13 protein-coding genes are annotated in these 16,399 nt (G+C 57.1%); 8 read left to right on the top strand and 5 right to left on the bottom strand.

The window, feature by feature from the left end; all coding sequences use genetic code 11:
- Window positions 1-108: 108 nt before the first annotated feature.
- Both NHF56_RS00580 and NHF56_RS00575 read right to left on the bottom strand, forming a co-directional pair.
- On the bottom strand, window positions 109-750 hold the full coding sequence (locus tag NHF56_RS00580) for a nucleoside/nucleotide kinase family protein (protein ID WP_252800615.1): 642 nt from the start codon (window positions 748-750) through the stop codon (window positions 109-111).
- An 87-nt stretch (window positions 751-837) separates the two neighbouring features.
- A complete protein-coding gene (locus NHF56_RS00575; protein WP_252800613.1) occupies window positions 838-2,316 on the bottom strand; it encodes an NAD-dependent succinate-semialdehyde dehydrogenase in 1,479 nt (492 codons plus the stop codon).
- Between the two features lie 316 nt (window positions 2,317-2,632).
- On the opposite strand from NHF56_RS00575, the gene NHF56_RS00570 reads away from it, so the two are divergent.
- Window positions 2,633-4,207 (top strand): Re/Si-specific NAD(P)(+) transhydrogenase subunit alpha, encoded by a 1,575-nt coding sequence (locus tag NHF56_RS00570; protein WP_252800611.1) that lies wholly within the window; start codon window positions 2,633-2,635, stop codon window positions 4,205-4,207.
- A gap of 16 nt (window positions 4,208-4,223) precedes the next feature.
- Window positions 4,224-5,657 (top strand): NAD(P)(+) transhydrogenase (Re/Si-specific) subunit beta, encoded by a 1,434-nt coding sequence (locus NHF56_RS00565; RefSeq protein WP_252800609.1) that lies wholly within the window; start codon window positions 4,224-4,226, stop codon window positions 5,655-5,657.
- A 58-nt stretch (window positions 5,658-5,715) separates the two neighbouring features.
- On the opposite strand, the gene NHF56_RS00560 is transcribed toward NHF56_RS00565, so the two are convergent.
- Together NHF56_RS00560 and NHF56_RS00555 are read right to left on the bottom strand one after the other, a co-directional pair.
- The gene (locus tag NHF56_RS00560; protein WP_252800607.1) at window positions 5,716-6,402 is read right to left on the bottom strand and encodes a type 1 glutamine amidotransferase; all 687 of its coding nucleotides are present in this window, start codon (window positions 6,400-6,402) and stop codon (window positions 5,716-5,718) included.
- Between the two features lie 68 nt (window positions 6,403-6,470).
- A complete protein-coding gene (locus tag NHF56_RS00555) occupies window positions 6,471-7,499 on the bottom strand; it encodes a GlxA family transcriptional regulator (protein WP_252800605.1) in 1,029 nt (342 codons plus the stop codon).
- A gap of 108 nt (window positions 7,500-7,607) precedes the next feature.
- Between NHF56_RS00555 and NHF56_RS00550 the strand changes: the two genes are divergently transcribed.
- From NHF56_RS00550 to NHF56_RS00525, 6 genes are all read left to right on the top strand, one after another.
- A complete protein-coding gene (locus tag NHF56_RS00550) occupies window positions 7,608-8,522 on the top strand; it encodes a 3-keto-5-aminohexanoate cleavage protein (protein WP_252800603.1) in 915 nt (304 codons plus the stop codon).
- The gene (locus NHF56_RS00545) at window positions 8,522-10,027 is read left to right on the top strand and encodes a carnitine 3-dehydrogenase (RefSeq protein ID WP_252800602.1); all 1,506 of its coding nucleotides are present in this window, start codon (window positions 8,522-8,524) and stop codon (window positions 10,025-10,027) included. The genes NHF56_RS00550 and NHF56_RS00545 overlap by 1 nt, the downstream gene beginning before the upstream one ends.
- A gap of 353 nt (window positions 10,028-10,380) precedes the next feature.
- The gene (locus tag NHF56_RS00540; RefSeq protein WP_252800601.1) at window positions 10,381-11,970 is read left to right on the top strand and encodes an ABC transporter substrate-binding protein; all 1,590 of its coding nucleotides are present in this window, start codon (window positions 10,381-10,383) and stop codon (window positions 11,968-11,970) included.
- A gap of 92 nt (window positions 11,971-12,062) precedes the next feature.
- Window positions 12,063-13,070, top strand: coding sequence for an ABC transporter permease (locus tag NHF56_RS00535; RefSeq protein ID WP_252800600.1), 1,008 nt, complete (start codon window positions 12,063-12,065; stop codon window positions 13,068-13,070).
- The gene (locus tag NHF56_RS00530; RefSeq protein ID WP_252800599.1) at window positions 13,067-13,894 is read left to right on the top strand and encodes an ABC transporter permease; all 828 of its coding nucleotides are present in this window, start codon (window positions 13,067-13,069) and stop codon (window positions 13,892-13,894) included. Before NHF56_RS00535 ends, NHF56_RS00530 begins: the two co-directional genes overlap by 4 nt.
- Window positions 13,887-15,527 carry an ABC transporter ATP-binding protein gene (locus NHF56_RS00525; protein WP_252800598.1) on the top strand — a complete coding sequence of 547 codons (1,641 nt, stop codon included), beginning with the start codon at window positions 13,887-13,889 and terminating at the stop codon, window positions 15,525-15,527. The genes NHF56_RS00530 and NHF56_RS00525 overlap by 8 nt, the downstream gene beginning before the upstream one ends.
- Window positions 15,528-15,568: 41 nt before the next feature.
- Here NHF56_RS00525 and NHF56_RS00520 read toward each other — a convergent pair whose 3' ends face one another.
- Window positions 15,569-16,354: a helix-turn-helix transcriptional regulator gene (locus tag NHF56_RS00520; protein WP_252800596.1), complete on the bottom strand. Its 786-nt coding sequence runs from the start codon at window positions 16,352-16,354 to the stop codon at window positions 15,569-15,571.
- Window positions 16,355-16,399: the final 45 nt, after the last annotated feature.

Here is a 16,399-nt window from a genome sequence, read left to right as displayed (position 1 = left end):
TTTTTCAACTGGTAGACACTTGTCGAACACGACCGAATTTGAGCACCATCACCTTGTTCAAAACGCTCAGCTAAATGTCCGGGAGCACCGCCCAAACAAAACAAACAATCAGATCGACCGATAAACCAGCTCAGCCGGTCGGCTCTTTTGAATTACCACGCGCCCATTGGGCAAATCGTTTCCATCGAGCTTGTGGTCGATCTCGGCTTCGCTGAGGCCATAGCCTTCCCACCGGACGCGCAGCCGCCGGCGGAGTTCCGCTTCAGGAACATCAATCATCACCGTCAAATCGAAACAGTCAGCCAGACGATCCCAGGGTGCCTCGTCAAGAAGGATATAATTTCCCTCGACAATGATGAGCCTGGCTTCATCGGAAATAAGCCGAGCGCTGCCTCGTGATATCTCGAGTTCCCGATCGAAAACGGGAACTGCAACATTTTGCTCTTCACCTGAAGCCAAACGATGAAGAATGGAGCGGAGTCCGCCGACATCAAACGTGTCAGGCGCTCCCTTCCACGGTCGCCGCCCCATCTCATGCAAGAGAGCATCGTCGTAATGAAACCCGTCCATCGGCAATATCGCAACCTTGCCGGGATGCCGGGAAGCAAGTTGCTCGAACAGCGATTCTGCCGTCGTGCTTTTGCCCGACCCCGGTGCGCCCGCCATCGCGAGAAACTTGCGTTCTCCGGATGCAAGCAACATTTCCGCTTCGGCAATCAGCCTATCCATATCGACAACGCGCCCGCTCATAAGCCTGTTCTCTCCCAGAAAAATAGCCCGATTTCGACCGACATTTGTGGAAACCCCGCCGCCTACTGACGAACGGCGGAGAACGGATCAGATGCTGAGGCAGAGATACTTGAGTTCGGTAAAGTCATCGATGCCGTATTTCGAGCCTTCACGGCCTTGGCCCGACTCCTTGATACCGCCAAACGGGGCAACCTCGGTGGAGATGAGACCGGTATTGATGCCGACCATGCCATATTCAAGGGCTTCGGCAACCCGAAACACCTTGCTGATGTCGCGTGAGTAGAAATAGGAAGCAAGGCCGAACTCAGTATTGTTGGCCATCTCGATGACATCTTCTTCCTTCTCGAACTTGAAGAGCGGCGCCACGGGCCCGAATGTCTCTTCGCGAGCGACCTTCATGTCGCTGGTAACACCCGTCAAAACGGTTGGTTGGAAGAACAGGCCGCCCTTTTCGTGGCGCTTGCCACCAGTCGCAACAGAAGCGCCTTTCGAGAGAGCGTCTTCAATATGCTCTTCCACCTTGCCGAGAGCTGCATCGGTGATGAGCGGCCCGGCAACGACACCATCTTCGAACCCATCGCCCACCTTCATCTCGGCAGCTTTCTTTGCAAGCTTTTCCGCGAATGCATCGTAAATGCCCGACTGCACATAGAGCCGGTTTGCACAGACGCATGTCTGACCATTGTTGCGATATTTCGAAATCATTGCGCCTTCGACTGCTGCATCCACGTCCGCGTCGTCAAAAACGATAAATGGCGCATTGCCGCCCAGTTCGAGACCGAGCTTGAGCACCTGGTCAGCCGCCTGCCGCATCAGGATCTTGCCCACATTGGTGGAGCCGGTAAAGGTGATCTTGCGGATCTTGGAATTCGCGCAGAGTTCCTTGCCGATGTCGGAAGAGCTTGTCGATGTCACCACCGAAAGCAGGCCGCCGGGAAGACCGGCGCGCTCGGCGAGCAAAGCCATGGCAAGCGCTGAAAGCGGTGTCTCGCCGGCAGGCTTCGATACCATGGCGCAACCGACTGCAAGCGCTGGCGCTGCCTTGCGCGCCAGCATGGCATTCGGAAAATTCCAAGGCGTGATCGCACCAACAACGCCGATCGGCTGCTTTATGACGATAATGCGCTTGTCGGCCTGATGGCCGGGGATCGTGTCACCATAAACGCGCTTCGCCTCTTCGCCAAACCATTCAACAAAGGACGCCCCGTAAAGGATCTCGCCACGCGCTTCCGCCCAAGGCTTGCCCATTTCCATCGTCAGGATCGTTGCGAGATCGTCGGCATTGGCGACCATTAGATCATAGAGCTTGCGCAAAACGGCGGCACGCTCCTTACCGGTCTTGGCGGCCCAGGCTTTCTGCTCAAGATAGGCCTTGTCAATGGCCGCCCGCGTTTCTGCAACACCCATATCCGGCAGCGTGGCAATCACCTCGCCCGTCGCCGGATTGGTGACTTCGAACGTCTTTCCGCTCTCGGCTTTTGCCATCCATTGGCCAGCAATAAGGGCCTTATCGACCGCAAGCGAAGGGTCTTTCAGCTTTGAAATCAGAGTTTCGGCCACAGACATCGAACGTCTCCTCATAGTTATCATATAGGCGCAGCCAAGGCGTCAGCGCATGCGCCGCCTGCAAAGCAAGCTTTGTTTTTCGCGACGGACGGGAACACATTTCCCCCTCGCCTGCAAGCCACCTTCTGAGAGTTGCCCACGCTGATTGTTCAGACTTGTGCCAAATTATTCGCAATCCCAAAACGCACCATGCTATTTCCGCTGGACTCATGCGCAAGCGAAGCGATAAACCGTGGGGCAAATGCGGCTACCCGTAATTCTACGGGTGACTGCGTACGGGTTGGGTATTCATTTCGACAGGTCAGGGGAGGACAATTTGAAGATAGGCGCACCGAAGGAAATATTTGCAGGCGAAGCGCGCGTGGCCATGACGCCGGAGAGCGCGCTTCAGCTTCAGAAACTTGGGCATGAATGTGTCATAGAGGCAGGCGCAGGCGCCGCAGCGGGTTTTTCCAATGCAGCGTATGAAGCCGCCGGTGTCGAGGTTGTGAAAACGGCCGCGGCGCTCTGGAAAGCCGCCGACATCATCGCCAAGGTGCGTCCGCCGGAACCCACCGAGGTGAAACGTCTCACCAAAGACAAGACGTTGATTTCCTTTTTCTATCCCGGGCAAAACAGCGAGCTGCTGGAGCAGGCCAAAGGCACCGGGGCAAACGTGATCGCCATGGATATGGTGCCGCGTATTTCACGCGCCCAGAAGATGGACGCCCTGTCCTCAATGGCCAATATCGCCGGCTATCGCGCCGTCATTGAAGCCGGCAACAATTTCGGTCGCTTCTTTACTGGCCAGGTGACCGCCGCCGGCAAGGTGCCGCCAGCCAAGGTGCTTGTCATCGGCGCGGGCGTTGCAGGTCTCGCCGCAATTGGTACCTCCACATCGCTTGGCGCGATCACCTATGCATTCGACGTCCGCCCGGAAGTGGCGGAGCAGATCGAGAGCATGGGCGCAGAGTTCGTTTATCTCGATTTCAAGGAAGCACAGCAGGATGGCGCCGCCACCGGCGGTTATGCATCGCCCTCTTCACCGGAGTTCCGCGAAGCGCAGCTGAAGAAATTCCGTGAACTGGCTCCTGATATTGATATCGTGATCACCACAGCGCTGATCCCCGGTCGCGATGCGCCGAAGCTGTGGCTCGAAGACATGGTTGCGATGATGAAGCCGGGTTCGGTGATCGTCGACCTCGCAGCTGAACGTGGTGGTAACTGCGACCTGACGGTTGCGGACGAAAAGATCGTGTCGAAGAACGGTGTGACCGTGATCGGTTACACGGACTTCCCGAGCCGCATGGCCGCACAGGCCTCCACGCTGTATTCCACCAACATCCGCCATATGATGACGGACCTGACGCCGGCCAAGGACGGCAAGGTGGTTCACAATATGGAAGACGATGTCATCCGTGGCGCGACGGTGGCCTTCGAAGGCGAAATAACCTTCCCGCCACCACCCCCCAAGGTGCAGGCCATTGCAGCCCAAAAACCGAAGGAAAAAGCCAAGGAGCTGACGCCAGAGGAAAAACGCGCGGCTGAAACTGCAGCCTTCAAGCAGGCGACCAAGCAGCAGGTGACCTTGTTGACTGTCGGCGGTGCGCTCATTCTGCTGGCCGGTCTTTTTGCACCGGCGAGTTTCATGTCGCATTTCATCGTCTTTGTTCTGTCATGTTTCGTGGGTTTCCAGGTCATCTGGAATGTGTCTCATGCATTGCATACCCCTCTGATGGCAGTCACAAACGCTATCTCCTCAATCATCATCCTGGGCGCTCTGATGCAAATTGGATCGGGAAGCTGGCTGGTTATTGCGCTTGCCGCGCTCTCCGTCTTCATGGCCGGGATAAACATATTTGGTGGCTTCATGGTCACCCGGCGCATGCTTGCCATGTTCCAGAAGTCTTGATGGGGAGTAACGTATAATGGAATTCGGTTTCACCACAGCCGCCTATGTTGTTGCGGCAGTTCTCTTCATCCTGTCTCTTGGTGGGCTTTCCGGGCAGGAAAGCGCCAAGCGCGCCGTCTGGTATGGCATCGCAGGCATGGCGCTGGCGGTTCTGGCGACACTCGCCGGACCGGGTGCGGGCCTTTGGCTCCTCTCCATCGTGCTGGTGATTGCCGGCGGCACGATCGGCTGGATTGTCGCTCAACGCGTCCAGATGACCGAAATGCCGCAGCTGGTCGCAGCCATGCATTCGCTGGTTGGCCTGGCCGCGGTGCTGATCGGTTTCAACACGCATATTGAAATGATCCGCATTTTCGGCATGGACGAAGCCGCCCGCTCCACATTGGAAGGCTTTGCCGCCGTCGTCGCGCACAAGAGCGGTGCGGAAATCAACATTCTTCGCATTGAAACTTTCCTCGGCATTTTCATTGGTGCGGTGACGTTCACCGGCTCGGTGATCGCCTTTGGGAAATTGGCGGGCAAAGTCGACGGAAAAGCCAAGAAGCTGCCCGGCGGCCATATGCTGAATGCCGCCGCCGCGTTGATCTCCCTCATTCTGCTGCTGGTCTATCTGGGAACCGGGTCTACCACCGCAGTCATCATCATGACGATTGCCGCACTCTTCATCGGCTATCACCTGATCATGGGCATTGGTGGCGCCGATATGCCGGTTGTGGTTTCGATGCTCAACTCCTATTCGGGCTGGGCTGCTGCGGCAATCGGCTTTTCGCTGTCGAACGACCTCTTGATCGTCGTTGGCGCTCTGGTTGGTTCGTCCGGCGCAATCCTGTCCTACATCATGTGCAAGGCCATGAACCGCTCCTTCATCTCCGTCATCCTCGGCGGCTTTGGCGGCACCACCGGCCCTGCCATGGAAGTGGAAGGCGAGCAGGTGGCAATTGATGCTGAAGGCGTTGCCGCAGCGCTCAATGATGCCGACAGCGTCATCATCGTTCCGGGTTACGGCATGGCGGTTGCACAAGCCCAGCAGGCCGTATCAGAACTCACCCGCAAGCTGCGCGCAGCCGGCAAGGAAGTTCGCTTTGCGATCCACCCGGTGGCTGGCCGTCTGCCAGGACACATGAACGTGCTTTTGGCCGAAGCCAAGGTGCCTTATGATATCGTTCTGGAAATGGACGAGATCAACGAGGATTTCCCCGATACTGACGTTGTGATCGTGATCGGCTCCAATGACATCGTGAACCCGGCAGCCCAGGAAGACCCGAACTCCCCGATTGCCGGCATGCCGGTTCTGGAAGTCTGGAAAGCCAAGCAGGTCTTCGTCTCCAAGCGCGGCCAGGGCACCGGTTACTCGGGTATCGAAAACCCGCTTTTCTACAAGGACAATACCCGCATGTATTACGGTGATGCGAAGGAATCCATCACCAAGCTCATCGGCCTGATCAGCTGATCAGCACGACAGAGCGGCGAAAAGCAAAAACCCCCGGAGCGATCCGGGGGGTTGTCGTTCACGAAACCGGTTGATGATCCAGCCAGTGATGTTTTATTTCCTTCGCCAGTGCCGCCCGATCGGTTGAGGGTTCACTGGAAGCCACATTCGCCTCCATTTCCGGCGGCAGAAGCCCCTGCCGCGCCTCAGCCAGATCCTTGATAAAGTCCGGCGTAAATTCCGGGTGCGCCTGGTAGGTCAGGACATTCGGACCATAACGAAGGATTGCAAATTCGCAGCCGGGCGAAGAACCGACGACCTCTGCCGCATCCGGCTTCTTCGTCACCTGATCCTGATGCCAGGCCAGAATCTGCTGTTCACCACCAATATCATCGCGCTCAATTTTGCACGGACCGGCAATCCAGCCGCCACCGAATTTCTCGACACGGCCGCCCAAAGCCTGGGCAATGATCTGGTGGCCAAAACAGACACCGATCAAGGGCATGCGCGCCTCGTAGATCTTGCGAATGAGGTCTTCCAGCGGCGGGATCCAGGGATGCGGCTCATAAGCACCATATTTGGAGCCGGTAATGAGCCAGCCATCGGCCTCATCAAGATTTTCGGGAAAAACACCATCCACCACCGGATAGGCTTTGAATGTCAGCTGCGGGTCAGCCAGAAACTGGCTGAAAATATGATCATAGTCGCCATATTTCCCAATCATCTCGTCAGGCACATGCCCCGCGACAAGAATACCGATCCGCATTTCAAGTTTCCCTAACAGCATGTTCACAGTGAATTCCAGTGACTGAGATGGGTCGCGCAAAAACGGTTTCAAGTCAACAATCGAATACGATCCCGCGTTTGCGGGCTGCGCATTGATGCCACATTTTCCCGGATCAGGCGCCTGCGCGTTTCTGACGGGCTTTCGTGGAAATGAGCGCGGTAGCTGCGCGAGAAGGCAGAGGCTGAGTTGAAGCCGGAAGCCACAGCAATTTCCGTAAAGGGCAGCTGCGTTTCGATGACCCGCCGCCGCGCAGCATTGAGCCGCAAAGCCAGATAGTGAATATGTGGGAGGACACCGATATTGCCCTTGAAGAGCGCCTGCAGACGCCGCGCGCTCACACCTGCCTGTGATGCTATTGCCTCCAGCGACAATGGAATTTCAATATTCTCTTCCATTGCGTGAATGGCCGCAGCCACGCGCTTGTCGACAGGTCTGCGGCTGGCCGCAAGCGGCAGCGCCTGACCCCTCTCACGGGCCGCCGCAGGTTCGTAAATAAAGAGCCGCGACACTTCCAAGGCAAGAGAGTAGCCGAAACGGCGGCGTATCAGTTCCAGCATCAGATCAAGTGCCGGCAAAGCGCCGCCCGTCGTGATCCGTTTTCCGTCGATAATGAAACGGCTGCGGACAACCTCGATTTGCGGATAAGCCGCGGCGAACTCGTCGAAATCCTCCCAGTGAACAGTCGCCTTGTACCCATCGAGCAGACTGGCCTCCGCCATCAGCCAAGTACCGGACTCGACACCGATAACATTGGGACGTTTGCGTGCGCTGCGCGAAAGCTGCATGCGCATCTGCGGCGTCGAAAAGCGCCGCCAGTTATAAGCGGAGACCACAAAAAGCGGCGCGGTTTCCCGGCCGGGCGGGAATGCTCCATCAACCGGAAACGGCAGGCCGCTGGTCGTCACCACGGGCGCGCCGTCTGGTGAAAAGAGACGCCAACGGCAAAGCTCGCGACCCGCTATCCGGTTCGCACCGCGCAGAGGTTCGATAATCGACGCCAAAAGAATGAGATTGATATCCGGGAAAACAAGTACATCGATCTCAAGCGGGTCTTGTGCAATCTCGGGCGTAAACATGGCTCCCCCATATTTCCGTTATTGTATAGCTTACTTCTGAAAACGCAAAGCACGGAACCGCTGTTTGCCGCTTAATCTGGCTTAACGCAAAAACAGGGGTCCAACTGCATGCCGCTTGCCATCAATCGTGATGTCTTCATTACCTGTGCCGTAACGGGCTCGGGCGACACGACCGGAAAGTCTCCACACGTCCCGGTCACACCCGAGCAGATTGCCAAATCCGCAATCGAGGCGGCAAAGGCAGGTGCGGCAATCGTCCATTGCCACGTGCGCGATCCAGAGACGGGGGCGGCGAGCCGCAGAAACGATCTCTATCTGGAAGTGACGAAACGCATTCGTGACGCCGAAGTCGATGTGGTCCTGAACCTCACAGCAGGCATGGGCGGCGACCTCGTTTTCGGTGGCACCGAAAACCCCCTGCCCCTGAACCCGCAAGGAACCGATATGGCAGGTGCTGCCGAGCGCGTTTCACATGTTGCCGAATGCCTGCCTGAAATCTGCACACTGGACTGCGGCACCATGAATTTCAGCCTCGGCGATTACGTCATGACCAACACGCCCGGCATGCTGCGGGCCATGGGCCAGATGATGACGGATCTGGGCGTCCGGCCGGAAATCGAAGCCTTTGACACAGGTCATCTCTGGTTTGCCAAACAACTCGCTGAAGAAGGCATCATCGAAGACCCTGTTCTCGTTCAGCTTTGCATGGGCATTCCGTGGGGCGCGCCAGACGATCTGAACACCTTCATGGCGATGGTGAACAATCTGCCGTCTAACTGGAACTTCTCGGCTTTCTCAATCGGTCGCAACGCGCTTGCCTATCCGGCAGCAGCCGTTCTGGCTGGCGGCAATGTGCGCGTTGGCCTCGAAGACAATCTCTACGTCGGCAAAGGCCAACTCGCGACCAATGCACAGCTGGTGGAAAAGGCCGTCAGCGTTGTGGAAGGCATGGGCGCGCGCGTGATTGGCCCCGATGAAGTCCGCAAGAAACTGAACCTGACCAAAAGACAGCCGGTGAAATAATGGCAAAAATCTCCAAAGCAGCATGCGTGGGTGGCGGCGTTATCGGCGGGGGATGGATTGCCCGTTTCGTCCTTGCCGGCGTCGATGTCGCCGTGTTTGACCCGCATCCGGAAGCCGAACGCATTGTTGGCGAAGTGATTGCCAACGCAGAGCGGGCATACGGTCTGCTCACTTCCGCCCCCATGCCTGCACGCGGCAAAGTGCATTTTGCAAAAAGCCTTGAGGAGGCCGTCGCCGGTGCTGAATGGATACAGGAAAGCGTCCCCGAACAGCTTGAACTAAAGCGGAAGGTGCTGACGGCCATTGATGCCGCAGCCGACCCGCACGCCCTGATCGGTTCTTCTACATCAGGCCTGAAGCCCACCGAGCTTCAGGCGCACATGCAGCACCCAGAGCGCTTTTTCGTCTCCCACCCCTACAATCCCGTCTATCTGCTCCCGCTTTCGGAACTTGTTGGCGGTGAAAAGACCGCCGCCGAAACCATAACCCGCGCAGCAGCCGTGCTTGAAACCATCGGCATGAAGGGCGTTTACATTGCCAAGGAAATTGAGGCTTTCGTCGGCGACCGCCTTCTGGAAGCCCTGTGGCGTGAGGCGCTCTGGCTCATCAAGGACGATATCTGCACGGTCGAAACGCTGGACGACGTGATCCGCTATTCCTTCGGCCTTCGCTGGGCACAGATGGGCCTTTTCCAGACCTATCGCATTGCCGGCGGCGAAGCTGGCATGCGTCACTTTCTTGCGCAGTTCGGCCCGTGCCTGCAATGGCCCTGGACCAAGCTCACCGATGTCGTGGACCTCGATGATGCCCTGATCGACAAGATTGGAGCGCAATCGGACGAACAGGCAGACGGGCTCTCCATCCGCGAGCTGGAGCGCATTCGAGACGAAAACCTGGTGGGCATATTGCAGGCGCTCAAAGGTTCGCGCGACGGTGCGGGCTGGGGCGCAGGCAAGCTGCTGAAAGACTTCGAAACGGCACTCTGGAGCGCAACACCCCCACAATCGAGCGCGTCAGACCCCGCGCTTCCCCTGAGGTTGGTTGAAACAATCGTCAATCCCGCCTGGGTCGACTATAATGGCCACATGACAGAACACCGCTATCTGCAGGTTTTTGGAGATACAACAGACGCGCTGCTGCGCCACGTTGGCGTCGATTTGGACTACGTTGCCAGTGGGCATTCCTATTACACGGTGGAAACCCATATTCGCCACCTGGGCGAGGCCAAGCTGGGTGAACGGATCTATTCTACCTGTCAGATTCTGGCATGCGATGACAAAAGATTGCATGTCTTTCACACAATCCACAACGCTGAATCGGGCGCAACTTTAGCGACAGGAGAGCAGATGCTTCTTCATGTCGATACTGCCGCCGGAAAAGCAGTTGCGGCACCGGCACATATTACGGGAAAAATCAACGAAATAGCTGGAAAACAAGCGGCATTGAGCTGGCCTGAGGGTGCCGGACGGCATGTGGGGCAGCGCAGGATGGCAGCTGCAGAATAAACGACAAGGAGACGGAGCAAAAGACAACCCTAGATTGGTAGCCGTAGATATATGAAGATGAGTAGTTTGGCGCAAAACCATTCGCATCCTAACAAATTACGCTTCACAAGGTTGCTGATAAGAGAAGTGATCAAGCAAACGTAGGGTCTGTCATAATGACATTTGGAGTGCGGTCTGAAGGGAAACAGACATCGTAGCTCCAGTCTGGCAGACCGCAGGCGCTGGAAGGAATTGAATTCGCTTGGCGAGCATCGACGTACAGACTGAATGCTTGCAATTTTTGAAAATGCCCGGGTGCTGGAAACAATCAGAAGCCCGGATAAAAAAGAGAAACCAGAGAAGGAACAGGGGAAATGACTGATTTTACCAAACACCTTGCAGGACGTGTAACCGCTGGCGGCATGAACCGTCGCGAGTTCATGGGACGCGCACTGGCTGCAGGCGTTTCACTCAGCGTGGCGAGCCAGCTTTATGCCACCTCGGCGGCCGCTCAGGAGCCCAAAAAGGGCGGACATTTGAAGCTCGGTCTCGAAGGCGGTTCAGCAACGGATTCGCTCGACCCGGCCAAGTCTTTGTCCCAGGTTGTTTTTTGTATGCTCCGAAACTGGGGCGATCTGCTTGTTGAATCTCACCCAACCACGGGCCTTCCCGTGCCGGCGCTTGCTGAATCCTGGGAAGCATCCGATGATGCCGCCGTATGGACATTCAAGATCCGCAGCGGCGTGCAGTTCCACAATGGCGCCGAACTGACCATTGACGACGTGGTCAAAACACTTGAACGTCATACGGACGAAAAATCTGAATCCGGCGCACTCGGCGTCATGAAGTCGATCAAGAGCATCGAGGCCAAGGACGGCAATTTGGTGCTGACCCTGACGGAGGGCAATGCCGACCTGCCCCTGCTTCTTTCCGACTACCATCTGGTGATCCAGCCAGGCGGCGGTTATGACGATCCTGCAGCAGCGATCGGCACCGGACCTTACAAGCTGGAAAACTGGGAGCCCGGTGTTCGCGCGACCTTCAGCAAGAATGAAAACGACTGGCGCAGTGATCGCGGTTTCGTAGACTCAATCGAAATTATCGTGATGAACGACGCGACCGCCCGCGTGGCCGCACTGTCCTCCGGACAGGTTCACTTCATCAACCGCGTTGATCCGAAGACCGTTTCGCTTCTGAAACGCGCCCCGACCGTTGAAATCCTCAACACGTCGGGCCGTGGTCACTACGTCTTCATCATGCATTGCGACACCGCACCCTTCGACAACAACGACCTGCGTCTCGCCCTGAAATACGCGATGGACCGCGAGACCATGGTGGAAAAAATCCTCGGCGGTTACGGCAAGGTTGGCAACGACTTCCCGATCAACGAAACCTATGCCCTCTTCCCGGAGGGCATTGAGCAGCGCAGCTACGATCCCGACAAGGCAGCCTTCCATTTCAAGAAGTCCGGCCACGACGGTTCCGTTCTGCTGCGCACCTCGGATGTTGCCTTCCCCGGCGCTGTTGATGCAGCCGTGCTTTATCAGGAAAGCGCCAAGAAGGCCGGTATCAACATTGAAATCAAGCGCGAGCCGGGCGATGGCTACTGGTCCAACGTCTGGAACGTGCAGCCCTTCTGCACATCCTATTGGGGCGGGCGCCCGACTCAGGACCAGATGTATTCGACCGCCTATCTGTCCACGGCAGACTGGAACGATACGCGCTTCAAGCGCCCGGACTTCGATAAGATGCTGCTTGAGGCACGCTCCGAACTTGATGAAGCCAAGCGCAAGGAACTCTACCGCGAAATGGCGCTCATGGTGCGCGACGAAGGCGGCCTGATCCTGCCGATGTTCAACGATTTCGTGAATGCCTCCACCAAACAGGTACAGGGCTACGTTCACGACATCGGCAACGATATGTCAAACGGCTATGTCGCCACACGCGTCTGGCTCGACAGCTAACACTCTGAGACGGCCCGGAACATGCTTTCCGGGCCGCCGCTTTTCGTCGACGAAATGCGGCAATCGTTTTGTCTTTCAGAGAGGCTTTCGAGATGACCGATTCCGATACGGATAAACTCCCGGCCCTTTTGGGATTTCCCAAGCGCTATCCCTTTCTGACGCTCATCCTTCAGCGTCTGGGCTTGAGCGTGATTCTGCTTTTTGCAGTCTCCGTTCTCATTTTTGCCGGAGTGGAAGCACTGCCCGGCGACTTTGCATCAACCTATCTTGGCCAGTCTGCGACCCCGCAGGCAGTCGCCAATATCCGCCAGGATCTCGGCCTCGACCGGCCGGTAACCACCCGCTATTTCGAATGGTTGGGTGGCGCTCTGCACGGTGATTTCGGCACCTCCTGGGCAAGCAAGCAATCCGTCACCGAGCAGATCGGACGACGACTTGGAAACTCTCTGTTTCTTGCCTTTTTCGCGGCCATCATCTCGGTCCCTCTGGCGGTCGGCCTTGGCATGCTGGCCGTGTTTTACCGCAACAGGTTTCCCGACCGCCTGATCAACGTGATCTCGCTGGCGGCCATTTCCCTGCCTGAATTCTTCATCGGTTATCTTCTGATCCTCTTTTTCTCGGTCAACCTGGGTATCGCAACCTTCCCGGCAACCGTTTACGACACCATGTCATTTGGCGAACGTTTAAGTGCGATTGCCTTGCCAACGGCAACCCTCGTCCTCGTCGTGCTCGCGCATATGATGCGCATGACAAGAGCGGCAATTCTCTCTGTCATGTCGTCAGCCTATATGGAGACTGCGGAACTGAAGGGCCTCTCGGCCTTTAATGCGATCGTCAAGCACGCAGCACCCAACGCGATTGCGCCCATCGTCAACGTGGTGGCGCTCAACCTGGCCTATCTGGTCGTGGGTGTCGTTGTGGTGGAAGTGGTCTTCGTCTACCCCGGCATGGGCCAATATATGGTGGACGCGGTAACGGTGCGCGACATGCCGGTGGTGCAGGCCTGCGGCCTGATCTTTGCCGCCTTCTACATCCTTCTCAACATGCTCGCTGACATTATTGCCATTGCGGCCAACCCGAGATTGAGGCACCCGCGATGAGAATGAAAGATATCCCCCTGAGCGCGTGGATCGGCATTATCGGCATTCTGCTGGCCTTTTTCCTCGCCATATTCGCACCCCTGATTGCACCTTACGGCGAGCGCGAAGTCGTCGGAGAAATCTGGGAACAGATGAGCAGCCAATACCTGCTGGGAACCGACAACCTGGGCCGTGATCTTCTCTCGCGCATGATCTATGGCGCTCGCACCACACTGTTTGTGGCGCTGGCGGCCAGTGTTTTGTCCTTCTCCATCGGCATATTCTTGAGCTTCACGGCAGCCGTGACCCGCGGCATCGTCGATCAGGTCCTCTCGCGCTTCAACGATCTCATGATGTCCGTGCCGACGCTGATCTTTGCGCTGGTGGTGCTTGCGGTGCTGCCGCAAAACATCTGGATCCTGATCACCGTCATGGCGGTTCTCGATTCCACCCGCGTGTTCCGTTTGGGGCGCGCCGTAGCACTCGACGTCGCGGTGATGGAATTCGTGGAAGCCGCACGCCTGCGTGGCGAGGGCAGCATGTGGATTATCTTCCGCGAAATCCTGCCCAACACTTTGTCGCCGCTGCTGGCCGAATTCGGCCTGCGCTTTGCCTTCTCCATCCTCTTTCTCTCCACCCTTTCCTTCCTCGGCCTTGGCATTCAGCCACCGGCGGCAGATTGGGGCGGCATGGTGAAGGACAACAAGGACGGCATTATCTTCGGCATTCCCGCTGCCCTCATTCCAGGTGGCGCGATTGCGGCACTGGCCATCTGCGTCAACCTGGTGGTCGACTGGCTGCTGAGACGAACCTCAAGTCTGAAAGGAGGCCGTGGCGATGCCTGATGATACAAAACTGCTTTCCGTCAAAGACCTGAAGATTGGCGCAACCATCTATCCGCCGGGCGAGGACCCGCAGGATATCGGCATTGTCCACGGCGTTTCTTTCGACCTGGAAAAGGGCAAGGTTCTCGGCCTGATCGGCGAGTCCGGTGCAGGCAAATCCACAATCGGCCTTGCCTCCATGGCCTATGGCCGCGGCGGCATCCGCATCACCGGCGGCGAGGTTCTGCTGAATGGCGAGGACATTCTGAAACTGTCCAAAAGCGGCGTTCGTAAACTTCGCGGTGCAAAGGTCTGCTATGTCGCCCAGTCGGCGGCCGCAGCCTTCAACCCCGCCCACAAGCTGGGGGACCAGGTCATTGAAGCCTCCTTGAAACATGGCCTGATGACCAAGGAAGAGGCACGAAAGCGCGCACTTTACCTGTTTCAGGTGCTGGGCCTGCCCAATCCGGAAACCTTTGGCGACCGTTTTCCCCATCAGGTCTCAGGCGGCCAGCTGCAGCGGGCCATGACGGCGATGGCGCTTTGCCCCAACCCGGAACTCATCGTCTTCGACGAACCGACAACGGCGCTCGATGTGACCACGCAGATCGATGTTCTGGCCGCCATCAAACACGCGATTGAGGAAACCGACACCGCAGCCCTCTATATCACCCACGACCTGGCTGTTGTTGCGCAGATTTCCGATGACATTATGGTGCTCAGAAACGGCCACATGGTCGAGTATGGAACGGCGCAGCAGATCATCGAAGCACCGAAAGAGGAGTATACCCGCGCCCTCGTGAATGTGCGCGAGATGAAGAAGGCCGAAGCACAGGATCAATCGGATGTCATTCTCTCCGTCGATCATGTGTCGGCTTCCTACGGCGGACATTTCAAGGTACTGCACGATGTCAGCCTGACGCTGGCACGTGGTCAGACTTTGGCGATTGTGGGCGAATCCGGTTCCGGCAAGTCCACACTCGCCCGCGTCATCACCGGCCTGCTGCCGCTGACAGAAGGAACGGTCAGCTTCAACGGCGAAGTGCTGCCGCCCGCCCTGAAACAGCGAAGCCGCGATCATCTACGTCGCATCCAGCTCATCTACCAGATGGCCGACACTGCCATGAATCCGCGTCAAACGGTCGGCGAAATCATCGGCCGCCCGCTGACCTTCTATGAAGGTTTGCGCGGCAAGGCGAAGCGCGCGCGCATCAACGAACTCCTGGAAGCCATCGAAATGGGCGATGGCTTTTACGACCGTTATCCGGCCGAACTTTCCGGTGGTCAGAAACAACGCGTGGCCATTGCCCGCGCACTCGCCGCCCGTCCGGACCTCATCCTGTGCGATGAGCCAACGTCAGCACTTGACCCGCTCGTAGCGGAAGGCATTCTCAAACTGTTGATGAAGCTTCAGAAGGAGACGCAGGTCTCCTATGTCTTCATCACGCATGACATCGCCATCGTGCGCGCTATCGCCGATTCCATTGCTGTTATGCTCCAGGGCAAAGTCCAGCGTTTCGGACCGAAATCGAAGGTGCTCGCACCACCTTTCGACGACTATACCGACCTGCTGTTGAAATCCGTTCCCGAAATGGAAATCGGCTGGCTGGAGCGCGTTCTGGAAACGCGAAAGATGGAAAGTGCGGGCAACTGAAATCGAGAAGGGGCGGGGCAACACAATGCACCGCCCTTTATTCAATATTCGATTGGCACGCTGAGCACGTCGGCTTCCGGTGCATCGAGAAAACTCTTGACCGTCGGCGGCAATTGCCGCGAGGACAAGGGTACGACGCCGCTACGCGATAGCATCTGGCGCAAGTCAGGCGCAGTGCCAAGATAGCGCCATATCATCCGCGACGCATAAGGCAAACTCTCCTTGCGCCAGGATACCCCCATGGTGGTTCCCCGCAGATAGGTTTTTTGATGCACCTCGAAGGGCAGCAGGATCGTCTGGGAGAGAATGGAACTGGGTCCCCTGGCCCTCTCATAGATAAAAATGCGGTTGCGTAAGAATGCCGCAAGTCCATCATATTTCGTATATTGATGAATCTCGTTTTCAACGTCGCGGACTCTTTCTGCTGATCGCACATGCATCAGCCCTTCGCGCTCGAAAATACGGCTGACGGAACAGACGACCATTCCCGGCCAGGATGGCGACTGATGATAGGTCTGGAAATAGCCGACATGGCGTCTGAGTGAAGCAATATCGCCGGGGAACCCCTTGAACAGTTCCGATCCCTCCGCGCCACCCCGTTTCGGCTGTTGCAACCGCCCCACGAATATCCGGGGTGGCAGAGAGAAATCACCGCTCATCAGACCAAAATGATCCGCAATACGGGCAAGGTTATGGGCCGATGGCATCGTCTCCCCGTTGATATAGCGGTTGAACTGCTGGCGATTGATGCCGATCTCGCGGCATATCTGCGAAATCGAGCGCTTGGTGGCGCAGGCAGTGCGGAGGTTTTCGACAAAGTGTTCCATGCAGAATCCAACGTGTTCGGCGACAAAGGAGCCGGAAACATAGCG

This window comes from Rhizobium sp. L1K21, assembly GCF_024055895.1.
In the GTDB taxonomy this organism is placed as follows: Bacteria; Pseudomonadota; Alphaproteobacteria; order Rhizobiales; family Rhizobiaceae; genus Ensifer_A.
Note: the sequence above shows the minus strand (reverse complement) of the source record. Positions and strands in the feature narration are given on the sequence as shown.

Coding starts and splice junctions, on each gene's coding strand:
- NHF56_RS00580 (WP_252800615.1), bottom strand. CDS start 750: ATGAGCGGGCGCGTTGTCGATATGGATAGGCTGATTGCCGAAGCGGAA.
- NHF56_RS00575 (WP_252800613.1), bottom strand. CDS start 2,316: ATGTCTGTGGCCGAAACTCTGATTTCAAAGCTGAAAGACCCTTCGCTT.
- NHF56_RS00565 (WP_252800609.1), top strand. CDS start 4,224: ATGGAATTCGGTTTCACCACAGCCGCCTATGTTGTTGCGGCAGTTCTC.
- NHF56_RS00560 (WP_252800607.1), bottom strand. CDS start 6,402: ATGCGGATCGGTATTCTTGTCGCGGGGCATGTGCCTGACGAGATGATT.
- NHF56_RS00555 (WP_252800605.1), bottom strand. CDS start 7,499: ATGTTTACGCCCGAGATTGCACAAGACCCGCTTGAGATCGATGTACTT.
- NHF56_RS00550 (WP_252800603.1), top strand. CDS start 7,608: ATGCCGCTTGCCATCAATCGTGATGTCTTCATTACCTGTGCCGTAACG.
- NHF56_RS00545 (WP_252800602.1), top strand. CDS start 8,522: ATGGCAAAAATCTCCAAAGCAGCATGCGTGGGTGGCGGCGTTATCGGC.
- NHF56_RS00540 (WP_252800601.1), top strand. CDS start 10,381: ATGACTGATTTTACCAAACACCTTGCAGGACGTGTAACCGCTGGCGGC.
- NHF56_RS00535 (WP_252800600.1), top strand. CDS start 12,063: ATGACCGATTCCGATACGGATAAACTCCCGGCCCTTTTGGGATTTCCC.
- NHF56_RS00530 (WP_252800599.1), top strand. CDS start 13,067: ATGAGAATGAAAGATATCCCCCTGAGCGCGTGGATCGGCATTATCGGC.
- NHF56_RS00525 (WP_252800598.1), top strand. CDS start 13,887: ATGCCTGATGATACAAAACTGCTTTCCGTCAAAGACCTGAAGATTGGC.
- NHF56_RS00520 (WP_252800596.1), bottom strand. CDS start 16,354: ATGGAACACTTTGTCGAAAACCTCCGCACTGCCTGCGCCACCAAGCGC.